Annotated in this window: 9 protein-coding genes; 7 read left to right on the top strand and 2 right to left on the bottom strand. The window is 38.6% G+C overall.

Going from position 1 to position 14,666, the window contains the following annotated elements:
- Positions 1–16: 16 nt before the first annotated feature.
- The 5 genes from lpxK (at position 17) to A33Q_RS14275 (ending at position 6,730) form a co-directional block, all read left to right on the top strand.
- Positions 17–1,066 (top strand): tetraacyldisaccharide 4'-kinase, encoded by a 1,050-nt coding sequence (gene lpxK, locus A33Q_RS14295; protein WP_040490473.1) that lies wholly within the window; start codon positions 17–19, stop codon positions 1,064–1,066.
- Positions 1,067–1,185: 119 nt separating this feature from the next.
- A complete protein-coding gene (locus A33Q_RS14290) occupies positions 1,186–3,036 on the top strand; it encodes a putative porin (RefSeq protein WP_016255292.1) in 1,851 nt (616 codons plus the stop codon).
- Between the two features lie 2 nt (positions 3,037–3,038).
- Positions 3,039–3,650: a tRNA-(ms[2]io[6]A)-hydroxylase gene (miaE, locus tag A33Q_RS14285; RefSeq protein ID WP_200862465.1), complete on the top strand. Its 612-nt coding sequence runs from the start codon at positions 3,039–3,041 to the stop codon at positions 3,648–3,650.
- Positions 3,651–3,794: 144 nt separating this feature from the next.
- Positions 3,795–5,039: an ABC transporter permease gene (locus A33Q_RS14280; protein WP_009033541.1), complete on the top strand. Its 1,245-nt coding sequence runs from the start codon at positions 3,795–3,797 to the stop codon at positions 5,037–5,039.
- A 2-nt stretch (positions 5,040–5,041) separates the two neighbouring features.
- Complete coding sequence (locus A33Q_RS14275; protein ID WP_009033540.1) at positions 5,042–6,730, top strand: GMC oxidoreductase; 1,689 nt, start codon at positions 5,042–5,044, stop codon at positions 6,728–6,730.
- Here A33Q_RS14275 and A33Q_RS14270 read toward each other — a convergent pair.
- Positions 6,723–7,076: a DUF805 domain-containing protein gene (locus A33Q_RS14270; protein ID WP_009033539.1), complete on the bottom strand. Its 354-nt coding sequence runs from the start codon at positions 7,074–7,076 to the stop codon at positions 6,723–6,725. The genes A33Q_RS14275 and A33Q_RS14270 overlap by 8 nt on opposite strands.
- Before the next feature lie 76 nt (positions 7,077–7,152).
- Positions 7,153–8,496 carry a tRNA (N(6)-L-threonylcarbamoyladenosine(37)-C(2))-methylthiotransferase MtaB gene (gene mtaB / locus A33Q_RS14265; RefSeq protein ID WP_040490472.1) on the bottom strand — a complete coding sequence of 448 codons (1,344 nt, stop codon included), beginning with the start codon at positions 8,494–8,496 and terminating at the stop codon, positions 7,153–7,155.
- A gap of 232 nt (positions 8,497–8,728) precedes the next feature.
- On the opposite strand from mtaB, the gene A33Q_RS14260 reads away from it, so the two are divergent.
- Together A33Q_RS14260 and A33Q_RS14255 are read left to right on the top strand one after the other, a co-directional pair.
- Positions 8,729–10,891, top strand: coding sequence for a glutamine synthetase III family protein (locus A33Q_RS14260; RefSeq protein ID WP_009033537.1), 2,163 nt, complete (start codon positions 8,729–8,731; stop codon positions 10,889–10,891).
- A gap of 618 nt (positions 10,892–11,509) precedes the next feature.
- The gene (locus A33Q_RS14255; protein ID WP_009033536.1) at positions 11,510–14,638 is read left to right on the top strand and encodes a SusC/RagA family TonB-linked outer membrane protein; all 3,129 of its coding nucleotides are present in this window, start codon (positions 11,510–11,512) and stop codon (positions 14,636–14,638) included.
- Positions 14,639–14,666: the final 28 nt, after the last annotated feature.

Below are 14,666 nucleotides of genomic sequence, written 5' to 3'. Positions count from 1 at the left end.
ATAAGTAAAAATATTCATGCGCTGGTACGACCCTTTACTATATCCGCTTAGCTTTTGTTATCACTTGGTCACAAAGCAGCGCAATAGGATGTTTGATAAGGGCAGGTTGAAAAGCAGCAGTTTTGGTATTCCAACGGTGGTGGTTGGCAATCTTTCTGTTGGCGGATCCGGAAAAACTCCAATGGTTGAGTTTTTGGTCAATTATTTTTCTCAAAAATATAAACTGACAGTATTGAGCAGAGGGTATGGTAGAAAAACCAAAGGCTTCTTTTGGGCAGATTCCAGTTTGGGGCCAGGTGAAATCGGTGATGAACCTTTTCAGATTTATTCCAAATTTAGAGATAAAATTTCAGTGGCAGTCGGGGAAGACCGTGTAGCTGCCATACGGAAGATTCAAGATTCAAAACCCGATACAGATCTAATAATTCTTGATGATGCATATCAGCACAGGTATTTAAAGGCTGATTTTTATCTTTTGTTGACCACTTATCAGAACCCTTTTTTCAGTGACAGTGTCATGCCTTTGGGAAAGTTGAGGGAAGCACCGGAAGGGGCTTCTAGGGCAGATTTGATTATCGTGACCAAGTGCCCTGCTGAAATGGATGAATCCATGATGAAAACTTACAAGAAGTCGATAGCCAAATATTCCCAAGCAAAAACTATTTTTTCTCATATTCAATATGCGCACCCTTTTCCCGTTTTTGATAAAACCCAAAGAGAAAAGCAAAATGCAATCGTAGTTTCAGGATTAGCCAATGATCGACTCTTTATAGAAGCCTGTCATAAAAGATATAAAGTGATTAATATATTGAGCTTTGCGGACCATCATCATTACAGGATTTCTGATGTCCAAAAGATGGTTGCTATGGTCAAAAGCAATCCTGAAACCATGCTTATTACTACAGAAAAAGATGCAGTCAAACTTAAAAATCCAAGGTTTCATGAATATTTGGCAGAAATTCCGATTTTTGCCTTACCTATCAAAGTAAAGATGTCAGCTAAAGATGAGGATTATCTTATTCTTCAAATTTCCAAAGCAATTGCCGAAAAAGTACAGATTCTGTGAGAAGTAAACTTTCAATATTGATTTTTCTGATCACCTTTTTTGCAAGCTATGGAGCAATTCAAGCGCAGATAAGACCTATAAGCCCGACGACAACTCCCCCTGGACAGCAAAATCAGGGGATGCAAATGCAACAAGGGCAGGACCCCGAGCAACAGATGCAGCAAGAATCAGGGGAAAGGAAAAAATTAATCGATGATTCTACTAAGATGGTTTTTGGGCCTAGAACTTCATTGTATTTTTTTGAGAAGGATATCAGAAAAAACAGAGAGATCAAATATGAAATTGATACTGTCTTAAATAATTTTCACTACTATGAACCAGTAGCCCAATCAGGTTGGATGTATCAGGATCTGGGTAATATAGGTAGCGCTGCCAAGCCTATTTTTTATCAAGCTCCCAAAATGATCGGGACCACTTCAGGCTTTCATGTATATGATTTGTACCATAATGCTGCAGACAGCATGAAGTATTATGATACAAAATCTCCATTTACCCAGATGAATGCTTTTTGGGGAGGAGGGAATAGAAATATGCTTGATCTGGCATTTGCAAGAAATATCAATCCTCGATGGAATGTAGGGTTCAATCTAAGTACGATCAGGTCAAGAAAAACACTCAATCCAAGTGCGAGAGATGATAATCTGACCGAACAGACTTCCTATTCTTTACACACCAACTACAGGTCCGAAAACGGAAAGTATTTCTTGTTGGGTAATTTTTCCAGAATGAAGCATCAAGTGAGGGAACAGGGAGGGATAATCCCTCCTGAAATAGATGAAAACTCAATCCTTTTTGCCTATGAAGATGCCAAGGTGTGGTTAAGGAACTCAAGAGCAATTGATCTCAGGCAGGAGGTACACCTTTACCATGAATACGAATTGGTAAAAGGCTGGCAAGTCTATCATGTTTTTGATAGGAAGATCCAGCAAATGGACTTTAATGCAAACCTGCGAACGGGGGATTCAACTTTCTTCAACCTTTATAATCCGGTAAGATTCAATACACTTGACAGTACTGCTAATGAATTTAGGTTTTCTGAGTGGAGAAATGAGGCTGGTTTTAAGGGTGATATTGGTCCATTATTCTACAATGCCTTTATCAGGTATAGAACAGGCAGTATGAACAGCCCTTTTATGGTCAACCCCAATGGATTTGATGAGCTCTATCTTGGTGGAGCTTTGCGGGGAGAGATCAATCCTCAATGGAGATTTGAAGCAGAAGGAGAGTATTTATTGCCTGGGGCTTTCAGGCTTCATGGTTTATTTATTTCACCTTGGCTGGAAGCATCTTATACCAAAGCATTGTATAAACCAACATCCATACAACAGCTGAACAGGGGAAATCATCATCGTTGGTCGAATAGATTTGGTAATATCGGGCTGGATCAGGTCAAAGGGGTGATCAAAGCTGACTTTGCAGGTTTTAGGTTTCGGCCAAACCTGACCATCAACAGAGTGAATAATTATGTGTTTTTTGATGAAAATCAACAAGCTGCTCAAGCTAATGGGGAAGCTTTTATGTTGATTCCGGGACTTAATTATTCTTTTAACATCAGAAATAAGTTTTTCTGGGAATCCGATATTTATTACACTTTAATATCTGGAGGCGGAGCTGATAATTTTAGAATTCCTGAATTTGTGGTCAATAGCCGTATTTTTTATGATAGCCCTATGTTCGATGAAAATCTATTTATCCAAATAGGTGTTGAGGGTAGGTTTAGAAGTGATAATTTTGCGGAAGCTTATAATCCTGCTTTGCAAAACTTCCATTTGCAAAATGAATTCATGGTTTTTGCATATCCCGTTGTAGATTTTTTTCTAAACGCCAGGATCAACAGGACAAGGATTTTATTGAGATTCAATCATATCAATATCAATACATTAAATGAACCGGGTTATTTTGTGACCCCTTATTTCACAGGGCTCAAGAGAGTCTTGGATTTAGGAATTAGCTGGCCCTTATTTGACTAAACATGAGCTGGATAGAGACGACAAAGCAGAAGATGCTTAATTTGAAATTGCCCACAGATCCCAGATGGGTCAATATTGCAGAAATGAATATTGAAGATATTCTAGTGGATCATGCTTATTGTGAACAGAAGGCGGCATCTTCCTGTATTTCAATGATTGTCAATTTTCATGATTTTGAAAAAGTTGTTGAAGAATTGACGCCTGTAGTAGCTGAAGAATGGGGCCACTTTGAAAGAGTCATGGATCAGATCAAAAAGAGAGGGTATAAATTCAGTAAACCAAGAAAAGATGAATATGTGATCAAGCTTAGTCAATTCATCAGAAAAGGGGGGAGTAGGAATCAACAGTTGACAGAGCATTTGATGATGAATGCCTTGATTGAAGCCAGAAGCTGTGAGCGTTTTAAACTATTGTCAAAACATATTCAAGATGAAGAATTAAAAGGTTTTTATTATGAATTGATGGTTTCAGAGGCAGGACATTATGTTAATTTTTTGGATTTGGCCAGGTACTATGGTGATCAAAAGCAGGTTGAGTCAAGGTGGCAAGAATGGCTTGACTACGAAGCAAATGTTATTTCGAAGCTGGAATTAAGAAGTGATCGCATGCATTGATTCCTAGGAAAAGCTTAAATCATGTGAAGATTTCTGAAACTTGATCATTTTTTTACCAAATTCACAAAACTTCCTATTTTATTAATTATAATTATTTCTTCAATTGGCCTATCCAAGGGTTAATTGTCCTAATCCGAACAGAATATGAACTTGCTCGAAAATATCAGAGAGTCTTTGAAGTCAGTAAAGGTGAATTTGCTGAGAACTATACTTACAGGAACTATAATTGCAATTGGAATTACCTCCCTGGTAGGAATGTTGACAGCTATTGATGGTATCAAAGCACAAATTGAAGAAAGTTTTTCAGGATTGGGAGCCAGTAATTTTGATGTGAGGTCCAGAGGTTTTTCAGGAGGTAGAGGCGTACAGGATGGTGTTGCCCAAAAAACCTTTCCTCCCTTGAGATACAAAGAGGTATTGGAATTCCAAAATGAATTTAGTAGAACCGGACCTTCTACAGTATATACAACAATCAGTTCTGCAGTAGAAGTGAAAAGAGGATCCAAAAAGACCAATCCAAATGTCAGGGTAACTGGTGGAGACGAGCAGTATTTCAATCTTAAGGGCTTGAAAGTGGAAATAGGTAGGAATTTTAGTAGCACTGAGGTTAGATATGGAAGTAATGTATGTGTAATAGGTCAGGACATTGTAGAAACTCTTTTTGAAAAAAATGAAGATCCTATCAATGATAATATCACCATGTTTGGAAGGAAATATACCATCATTGGAATTTTGGAGAAACAAGGAGCAGTCGGAGGAGGGCCAGGTGCTGACAGATCAATTTTTGTACCTGTAGAAAATGCAAGTAGACTGGATACCAGAGGTACTTTTCGATATAACCTGACAGCCAAGGGTTCAGATCCTTTGCAATTGGAATATGAAATGGGGCAAGCGACCGGAATCATGAGAAAAATACGTCAGGATAGGTTAGGGCAGGAAGATTCTTTTGAAATTACCAAGAGTCAATCTGTAGGAGAAAGCCTGGAAGAAGTAGCAGGATACTTAAGAATCGGTGGATTCGGAATAGGTTTTATTACTTTATTGGGAGCTGCTATAGGCTTGATGAATATTATGATGGTTTCTGTGACGGAAAGGACAAGAGAAATTGGAGTAAGAAAGGCTCTTGGAGCTACACCATTGAGAATAAGGCAGCAGTTTTTGATTGAGGCAGTTGTTATTTGTATTTTGGGAGGGATATTGGGTGTGATTTTGGGGATTGGAATTGGTAATATTGTGGCAAATGCTATTGGGCCCGGAGGCTTCCTGGTTCCATGGTTTTGGATTTTTGTGGCTTTCTTGATTTGTGTTGTTGTGGGATTGGCTTCCGGATATTTTCCAGCATACAAAGCGAGCAAACTTGACCCTATTGAATCATTAAGGTACGAGTAAACATGGCGAATACATTTGATGCTATAGTAATTGGTTCCGGTATCAGTGGAGGATGGGCAGCGAAGGAGCTTTGTGAAAAAGGACTCAAAACCCTTGTGTTGGAAAGAGGAAGGGATGTTCAGCATTTAAAAGACTATCCTACAATGACAGCTCATCCTTGGGATATGCCTCATCGTAACCGTATCCCCTTGGAAGATAAAATCCAAAATCCCATCGTCAATAGGTGTTATGCTTATCAGGAAGATACAGAACATTTTTTCGTAAAAGATACAGAGCATCCCTATAAGCAGGAAAAGCCATTTGACTGGGTTAGGGGCTATCAGGTCGGAGGTAAGTCTCTAATTTGGGCCAGACAAACCCAAAGATGGAGTAAATATGATTTTGAAGGGCCTGCAAGGGATGGGTTTGCTGTAGATTGGCCCATTCGCTATGAAGATATTGACCCTTGGTACAGTTATGTAGAGCGGTTTGTTGGGATCAGCGGAAATAGGGACGGCGTAGACACTTTGCCCGATGGAGAGTTTCTTAAGCCTTGGGAGATGAATTGTGTTGAAAAAGAAATCAAAGACAGAATTCTCGCCAATTACAAAGATAGATATGTAATGATAGGAAGATGTGCCCACCTGACAGAGCCCGAAGCTCATCATATTGCTCAAGGAAGGGGACAGTGTATGGCCAGAAACCAATGCTATAGAGGTTGCCCTTTTGGTGCTTATTTTAGTTCCAATTCTTCTACCTTACCGGCTGCCGCTGCAACCGGAAATCTGACCATAAGGCCTGATTCGGTGGTTCACTCTATTATCTATGACGACAACAGAGAGAAAGTAACAGGAGTAAGAGTTGTGGACAGAGTAAATAAAGCAGTAAAGGAATATTATGCCAAAATTATTTTTCTCAATGCATCTACGTTGAATTCCAACTTGATTTTACTGAACTCCATTTCCAAAAGATTTCCTAATGGTCTTGGAAATGATAACGGTATTTTGGGCAAATACATAGCCTTTCATAATTACAGGGGCAATATCGGAGCTGAATTTGAAGGGTTTAAGGATAAGAATTATTTTGGAAGAAGACCTACTGCAGTTATGTTGCCCAACTTTCGAAATGTTAAAAAACAAGAAATGGATTTTTTGAGAGGATACATGTCTTTTTATACTGCTGGAAGAAGAGGTTGGGGAGCTCAGGCTGCAGAGGCCTTTGGTGAAGGATTTAAAGAAAAAAACTCTGTTCCCGGTGACTGGACGGTTTTTATGATGATGCAGGGAGAAACTATCCCGAAGGCTGAAAATCAGGTGAAATTAGATTCCTTGGAAAAGGATCAATGGGACATTCCTTTGTTGAAAATTGATATAGATTATGATGTCAATGATGAAAAGCTGCTCAAAGATTTTTTAGTACAAGGGTCAGAGATGCTTGAAAAAGCAGGTTGTAAAAATATAAGATCTTGGGACACACAACAAGCCCCGGGATTGGATATTCATGAAATGGGTGGAGTCCGCATGGGACATGATCCCCAAACGTCTCTTCTGAACGCTTGGAACCAAATGCATTTATGCAATAATGTATATGTCACTGATGGAGCTTGCATGACTTCTACAGGTACACAAAATCCATCAATTACATACATGGCCCTGACAGCCAGAGCAGTTAATCATGCTGTAAGTGAATTTAAAAAGGGAAATATTAAATGATATCGGTCTTTTTCGGATCATCTCCATACTCATTGGATTTATCCTGACCTTTTTTTACCCCTAACCAAATAAATCCAATAAAATTTATCGGAGGTGGAATTAATAGGTAAAGAGCATATTTCCAATCTAGCCCAATATCATGTAGTCTTTTAATAGATTGTATCAACAATAAAATAATTGTTGCGACCAGAACGACACCAAATGCCGCGAATGAAATCATATCATCCATGGTAAAAGCATCATACATTTTGAAGAGAGCCAATAGATTGGTCCAATAAAATATGATAAAAAAGATCCAGTATTTTCTTCGGCTTATTCTGCCTTCGGGATTAAAGAAATTGCTCATAGTGTTTGTTTTTACACTAATATAACACTTTTAATGAGTATTTGTTTGGTATAGCCAAATAAAATTCTGTATTCTTTTAATTATTTAATGAATTGATTGTACTATGTGATTCAAAAACGATTTCAGGTTCAAGTACTTCTACATTTCCTTTCTCATTGATCTCGCTTAATGTCACAGCTTTAAGTTCATTGATGAGTATCGGGTCATACTTTGCAGCGATGCGGATGTAGTTTTCAGTAAAGCCATGCATTTTTCCATCTTCTACATCCTCTTCAAAGAGAACCGTGAATGTTTTCGCTAAATTTTCCTCATAGAATTTCCTTCTTTTTTTCTCTGAAAGGATTCTGAGCATTTTAGAGCGTTCATTCCTCTTTTTCATAGGGACTACTTCCTCCATTTCAGAAGCTCTGGTATTAGCTCTTTCAGAGTATGTGAAAACATGCAAATAAGAAATGTCAAGCTCTTTGAGGAAATTGTAAGTTTCTAAAAATAATTCGTCTGTCTCCCCAGGAAAGCCCACTATGACATCTACACCAATACAACAATGGGGCATCAGTGATTTGATTTTGGCCACTCGGTCTTCATACAGCTCTCTTAAATATCTCCTGCCCATTTTTCTCAAAATGGTATTACTTCCTGACTGCAATGGAATATGGAAGTGGGGAACAAATCTTTTAGAAGTGGAAACAAATGTGATGATTTCATTGGTCAACAAATTAGGTTCAATAGAAGATATCCTTATCCTGTCCAAGCCTTCTACCTCGTCCAGTGCACGCACCAGGTCTTCAAACTTCTCTTTTCTTTTGCCATCCTGTATCCCGAAGTCCCCAATATTCACTCCAGTGAGAACCACTTCTTTGACATCGGTTTGGGAGATTTCCCGGGCGGATTCTAAAATATTATCTATGGTATCACTTCTGCTTTTGCCCCTTGCTAAGGGGATGGTACAGAATGCACAGCCATAATTACAGCCATCCTGTACTTTGAGGAATGTCCTGGTTCTGTCATTGATGGAATAGGCATTGTTAAAAGTATTGGCTTCTTTAATTTCCGAAGCCAGAATTTTTGTTTCTTGCTCTTTTGCAAAGCCATCCAAGAGTTCAATCAACCGGAATTTTTCAGCGGCACCTAACACAGCATCCACACCTTTTATCTCCGAAATTTCTTTTGGTTTTAATTGGGCGTAACATCCGATTATGGTGACATAAGAGTTGGGAGATATCTTTTTAGCCTCCTTCACAATTTTCTTACACTTCTTGTCTGCATTTTCTGTCACCGAACAGGTGTTTATGATATAGATATCCGGATTTTCCTGAAAATCCACTTTTTGATACCCTTTTGCTTCAAACATCCTGCTGATTGTAGATGTCTCAGAGTAATTTAATTTACAGCCCAGTGTATAAAACGCTACCTTTTTCACTTTATCTCCTTTTTCTCAAGTCGCAAAGGTAATTAATATCCAGAAGTTTTCAATTTTCTATTTTGAGGGGCTTTTTGCTACTTTTCTGAGCATTTATTGATAAAAAACAGCCTTAATTTTTAAAAAGAATGTAAAAAATTACAAAATCAGCATTAAAAAACACCCTTAATCTCATATTTTAATATTATTCCTTATTTTTGTAGCTATAAAAACAAACCACTTATTGTAGAAAATGGCAACTTTAAGACAAAGAGCGCTCCTGATAGCGCAAGGAAGACCAAAAACAAATGTTGTTCCTCCATCCAGTAAAATTTCAGACTTCTTTGGCAGCCACGTGTTTGGTACCAAGCAAATGAAAGAATCTTTAGCACCTTCAGTTTATAAGAAGGTTTTGGAAGCAACAGATAAAGGGGCTAAAATAGACCCGTCTACTGCAGAAGAAATCGCATCAGCTGTAAAAACTTGGGCTTTATCAAAGGGAGTAACCCATTACACCCATTGGTTTCAGCCATTGACTGGGTCAACAGCTGAGAAGCATGATTCCTTTTTTGATGCTCATGCTGGAATAGAAAAATTTAAAGGTTCGGCATTGGTTCAACAAGAACCGGATGCTTCTTCTTTTCCAAATGGTGGAATCCGTTCTACTTTTGAGGCAAGAGGTTATACGGCTTGGGATCCTTCTTCACCGATTTTTATCTTCGACAGGACCCTTTGTATTCCTACCATCTTTGTAGCTTATACAGGAGAGGCATTGGATTACAAAACTCCTTTATTGAAATCCATGGAGGCAATCAATAGTGCTGCTGTAGAAATCTGTCAGCTTTTTGATAGAAATGTGAAAAAAGTTACACCATCTCTAGGTGTTGAGCAGGAGTACTTTGTTATCGACAGAGCCTTGTTTGCCACAAGACCTGATTTGGTAATGTCCGGAAGAACAGTTTTTGGACATAATCCTGCAAGGGGTCAGCAATTGGAAGATCATTATTTTGGATCTATTCCTACCCGTGTGAAAGACTTTATGATGGACTTTGAAGTTGAAGCACTGAAATTAGGTATCCCAGTATCAACCAGGCACAACGAAGTGGCCCCAGGTCAATTTGAGGTAGCTCCCCTTTTTGAAGAGATCAATAAAGCTGTAGACCACAATCAGCTGTTGATGGATCTAATGGATAAGGTAGCGGAAAAGCATAATCTTAAGGTTTTGTTCCATGAAAAACCTTTCGCCGGTGTTAATGGTAGCGGTAAGCATAACAACTGGTCATTGATTACTGATACTGGAGTCAATTTGTTTCAGCCAAGTAATTCGGCTAGAGAAAACCTTCAGTTCCTGACTTTTGTGGTAGCAACTGTAAAAGCTGTTTACGACAATGCAGATTTGTTGAGGGCTTCAATTGCATCAGCGAGTAATGATTTTAGGCTAGGTGCCAATGAAGCTCCCCCGGCCATTATGTCTGTGTTTTTAGGATCCACTTTAACTTCTGTTTTGGATGAGTTAGAGAAAAATGGAAATCTGAAAATTGAAAAGGGTGATAACATGTACATGAAACTGGGGATTTCTAAAATTCCTGAGATCATCTTGGATAATACAGATAGAAACAGGACCTCGCCTTTTGCCTTCACCGGTAATAAATTTGAATTCAGAGCGGTGGGATCCAGTGCCAATTCAGCAGGTCCAATGACTTTTCTCAACGTAATCGTTGCGGAGGTATTGAGGTCAATGGCCAAGGATATTGAAAAGGAAATTTCTGGAGGTAAGGAAAAGAAAATTGCAATTGTCAATGTTCTTAGAAAATATATCAAAGACTCCAAAAAAATCAGATTTGAAGGGGATGGATACTCTGATGAATGGGCAGAAGAAGCGAAAAAAAGAGGCTTATCTAATTTGAAGAGTACTCCGTTTGCTTTGGATACCTATTTGGACAAGAAAGTAATTGAGCTTTTCTCAAAACACAATGTATTGAGTCCGGTAGAGTTGCATGCAAGACATGAAATCATGTTGGAGAACTATCTGAAAAAAGTACAGATTGAATCCAGAGTAATGGGTGACCTTGCTCTGAATCATGTAATCCCAACTGCCATTCAATATCAAAATAAGCTTATCGAAAACGCAAATGGATTAAAAGGACTCGGACTTGACAATACAGCTGCGATTGATACCATCAAAGAGGTGAGCACGCATATAGAATCTTTGAAACAGAATGTCATGGCGATGATCGATGCCAGAAGGAAGCTGAACAAAGAAGAAGATATAGTCAAAAGAGCGAAAGGTTATTGTGATCAAGTCAAAGAAGGGTACTTCGAAAAGATCCGGTATGCTGTAGATAAGCTAGAGCTTCTTGTTGATGATGAATTTTGGCCATTAGTCAAATACAGAGAAATGTTATTTATCAAATAAAAGACTTTCATAGTCAACCTTTAAAGACCTGTGGAGTATTTCTCTACAGGTTTTTTTTATCCATATGATTTTGGGTCTTCGGGGTAAGTTTGAAGTGGTTTTACACTTTTAGTAGTGAGAGCTAATTATTAATGCAGCGCTTTTTAGAGAATAACCTAAACTAGAACGCTTTTTTCTTATAGCAGCAATGAGGAAAATCTACCGTATAATTTAAGAAATTTATCTCAATTGATTTATAATATTTTTTTTATTAATGAATAAATAGATTAAAAAAATATTTTTGTATTCATTCTTTAATAAAAAAATTTATAAAGTTATTTTCCTCAAAATCCTTATAAAAATATCGACTAAATCGTTTTACTAACTAAAATAAATTTTTATTAACACTTTACTTATATAAAAATATTTGTATTTGTGTTTCTAAAAAATAAAATTTTTAATACTTTTACTTAATATATAATTAATTGATAATGAGTATAATTAGTATATAATTTTAATTTTTAAAAGTTTTGCATTTTAAAATTCTGTTAAATCTATTTAAGAGAATAAATTCGGAATTTATGTATAGAATACAAACCACAATAATTTATATATCAAGTAACCCTATAATTTAATCTTATGAACAAATTTGTACTATTGATGAGTGCGCTGTTTTTAAGTTTGACTTTCCATCAGGAAAGTTTTTCTCAAGCACGTGTGCTTTCCGGAACGGTAGTAGATCCAACCGGAGAACCGATTCCAGGAGTTAATATCCTGGATAAACAGTCAAACACCGGTACGACCACTGATCTGGATGGCCGTTACTCAATTACAGTGACTGAAAGTACAGTACTGTCATTTTCTTTCATTGGGTTTCTAACCCAAGAAGTGTTGGTAGGAAACCAAAGTGTAATAGACGTTACCCTTCAAGATGACATGTCAGATCTTGCGGAGGTTGTGGTCACCTCCTTTGGTATGGAGAAAGACAAAAAGGCACTAGGTTTTTCTGTGACTCAGGTAAGTGGAGATAAGTTTACAGAATCCAGAGCTGTTAACTTGGGTAATGCACTAACAGGAAAGATAGCAGGTGTAAATGTTTCTCCTCCGGCCTCTGGAGCGGCAGGATCTACCCGTGTGGTAATAAGGGGAGGTTCTTCATTGACAGGTAATGATCAGCCACTTTATGTGGTCAATGGTATGCCAATTGAGACCGGCAATTTAGGAAGTGCAGGTATGTGGGGCGGTAACGACGGAGGGGACGGACTTGCTTCGATCAATCCAGATGACATTGAAAGTATTTCAGTACTTAAAGGAAATGCAGCTGCTGCCTTATACGGTGCAAGAGCAGCTAATGGAGTTGTCCTTATCACGACCAAATCAGGGAAGGCTAGAAAAGGCATTGGAGTTTCTTTGAACAGTAATGTGACTTTTGATAGAGCCTGGGACCTGACGGATTTCCAAAGAGAGTATGGCCCTGGACGTGATGGTGTCATTCCTGCTACCGGTAATGAAGCAAGAGAAGTAGGAGTGAGCCATTGGGGAGGAAGATATACCGGTTCCAGCTCTCCTCAATTTGATGGAGTAAGCAGACCCTATCAGCATACCGGAGAGGGTTTAAATGATTTTTATAGAACAGGGGTTACAATAAATAACTCTGTAGCTTTAAGTGGAGGTAACGAATCAAGTACTTACAGGTTTGCTTATTCAGATCTGGTCAATGAAGATATCATGCCTAATGCAGGGTTCAAAAGAAAGGTTTTGAATGTGAATATCAATAGTAAATTGGGCCAGAAGCTTACCTTGGATTTCAGTGGCCAATATTCAAATCAACTAGCTACCAACAGGCCTAGACTATCTGATTCACCTGGTAACGCCAATTTTGCAGTGATGACACGTCCTGGCAATTTGCCATTTGATGCTATGAGAGGGCCAGGGGACAAACTTGGTGCAAGAGAAGATTTGTTTGAATTGGGTTATACAGATAATGTGTTTTTGACCAATCCTTATTGGGCTGCTTACCAGTTCTTTAGACAAGATCTTACAAACAGGGTATTGGGGAAAGTTTCTTTGAGGTACGATATCACAGATTGGTTGTACGTCATGGGACGTGCAGGGACTGATTTTCAGGCAAGAACGGATGATTCTTCGGAAGCATATGGGACAGCCTACAAGCCCTTGGGTGATTATACTGTCACCAAAAGGTCAATCAGGGAAGACAACCTGGATCTTTTTATAGGTGCCCAAAAGGATTTCGGTGAATTCTCTGTGGATGCAATGATTGGTGCAAACAGAATGAGAAGGTCTTCAGAATCCTTGTCGGGAGGCGGAAATGAGCTGGTTGTACCTTTCTTTCATAGTGTTAGAAATGTGAGAGCACCTCAGGTAGGCTATGGTTTTTCAGAATGGGGGATCAATTCCTTCTTTGGTTCTGCAAACCTTGGCTACAAAAACTTTCTTTTCTTAAACTTTACTGCAAGACAAGATCAATTCTCAACGCTGGCTCCTGAAAGCAGTAAACTTTTTTACCCTTCAGTAGGAACAAGCTTTGTTTTGAGTGATGTGGTTGAGATGCCTAGTGCGATTACTTTCACAAAATTTAGAGCTTCTTGGGGGCAAACAGGAGGAGGAGCTCCCAACCCTTATGCCCTGAATCTGACTTATGGCCTGGTAGGTCAAGGACACCTTGGTGGGAGTTTGGGTCAGATCAATAATGCTTCAATTCCAAATCAATTACTTCAACCATACCTATCAACTGAATATGAATTCGGTATTGACTTCAGATTTCTCAATAATAGAATTGGGTTGGATCTGACATATTATAACAGAAATACGACCAATGATATTTTAGCCACAGGTATTTCAGCAACATCAGGATTTGGTTCTACCATTATCAATATAGGGGAGCTGAAAAATGAGGGGGTGGAGATATTATTAAATGTAACACCAGTTCAGACCAAAGACTTCAAGTGGGATTTCTCTTTGAACTATGCCAATAACCAGAGTATGGTTCTCAGCCTTGGTAACAATGCGGCGGGAGATCCAATCGAATTCATCAATTTGGATGAATCCAGACGTCAAAGAGAGAGAATCAGACATATAGTCGGTGAGCCTTTGGGGATGATTACCGGATTTAAACACTTAATGATAGATGGTCAAAAAGTGTATGATGATGATGGGTTGCCAGTCTGGACAGATGGATTGGAAACCATCGCTGAAGGAAGACATCCGGTATCTGCCGGTCTGGCTAACAATTTTAGCTACAAAGGTTTCAGACTGATGGTCTTGTTTGATATGAGATATGGAGGAAGTATCATGTCCGGAACCAATGCGATTGCTTATACCAATGGGCTTCATCAGGAAACTTTGGTAGGGAGACAAAATGGGCTTACAATAAATGGAGTAGATAGAAATGGAGAAGCTAGAACCTGGAATATTCCAGCAGTAGCAGGAGATCCGAATAATTACTGGATAGATCAATACTATTCACGCTATTCCATGGTTACGGAAAATGTTGTATATGATGCATCATTTATACAGCTAAGGGAGCTTTCGTTTGGATACTCTCTTCCTAGCAGTTTATTGGCCAAGACACCTTTTGAAGCAGCCTCTATTTCTATAGTGGGCAGAAATCTGGCCTTGCTTTGGTCGAATGTGCCAAATATTCACCCTGAGTCAGGATATACGGTTTCCGGTAATGCTCAAGGCTTAGAATATTTCGCCATGCCTCTGACAAGAAATCTTGGTTTTAATGTCAACCTGAATTTTTAAGCGAGATGATTCATCAAAATTTAAAAAA

It is taken from the genome of Indibacter alkaliphilus LW1, assembly GCF_000295935.2.
Lineage (GTDB): Bacteria > Bacteroidota > Bacteroidia > Cytophagales > Cyclobacteriaceae > Indibacter > Indibacter alkaliphilus.
The sequence above is the reverse complement of the archived record's forward strand: the minus strand, read 5'-3'. Positions and strand labels throughout refer to the sequence as shown.

Excerpts from the sequence above, each read along its gene's own strand:
- A33Q_RS14275 (WP_009033540.1), top strand. The coding sequence starts at position 5,042 with ATGGCGAATACATTTGATGCTATAGTAATTGGTTCCGGTATCAGTGGA.
- A33Q_RS14280 (WP_009033541.1), top strand. The coding sequence starts at position 3,795 with ATGAACTTGCTCGAAAATATCAGAGAGTCTTTGAAGTCAGTAAAGGTG.
- A33Q_RS14255 (WP_009033536.1), top strand. The coding sequence starts at position 11,510 with ATGAACAAATTTGTACTATTGATGAGTGCGCTGTTTTTAAGTTTGACT.
- A33Q_RS14270 (WP_009033539.1), bottom strand. The coding sequence starts at position 7,076 with ATGAGCAATTTCTTTAATCCCGAAGGCAGAATAAGCCGAAGAAAATAC.
- miaE (WP_200862465.1), top strand. The coding sequence starts at position 3,039 with ATGAGCTGGATAGAGACGACAAAGCAGAAGATGCTTAATTTGAAATTG.
- A33Q_RS14260 (WP_009033537.1), top strand. The coding sequence starts at position 8,729 with ATGGCAACTTTAAGACAAAGAGCGCTCCTGATAGCGCAAGGAAGACCA.
- A33Q_RS14290 (WP_016255292.1), top strand. The coding sequence starts at position 1,186 with ATGCAAATGCAACAAGGGCAGGACCCCGAGCAACAGATGCAGCAAGAA.
- lpxK (WP_040490473.1), top strand. The coding sequence starts at position 17 with ATGCGCTGGTACGACCCTTTACTATATCCGCTTAGCTTTTGTTATCAC.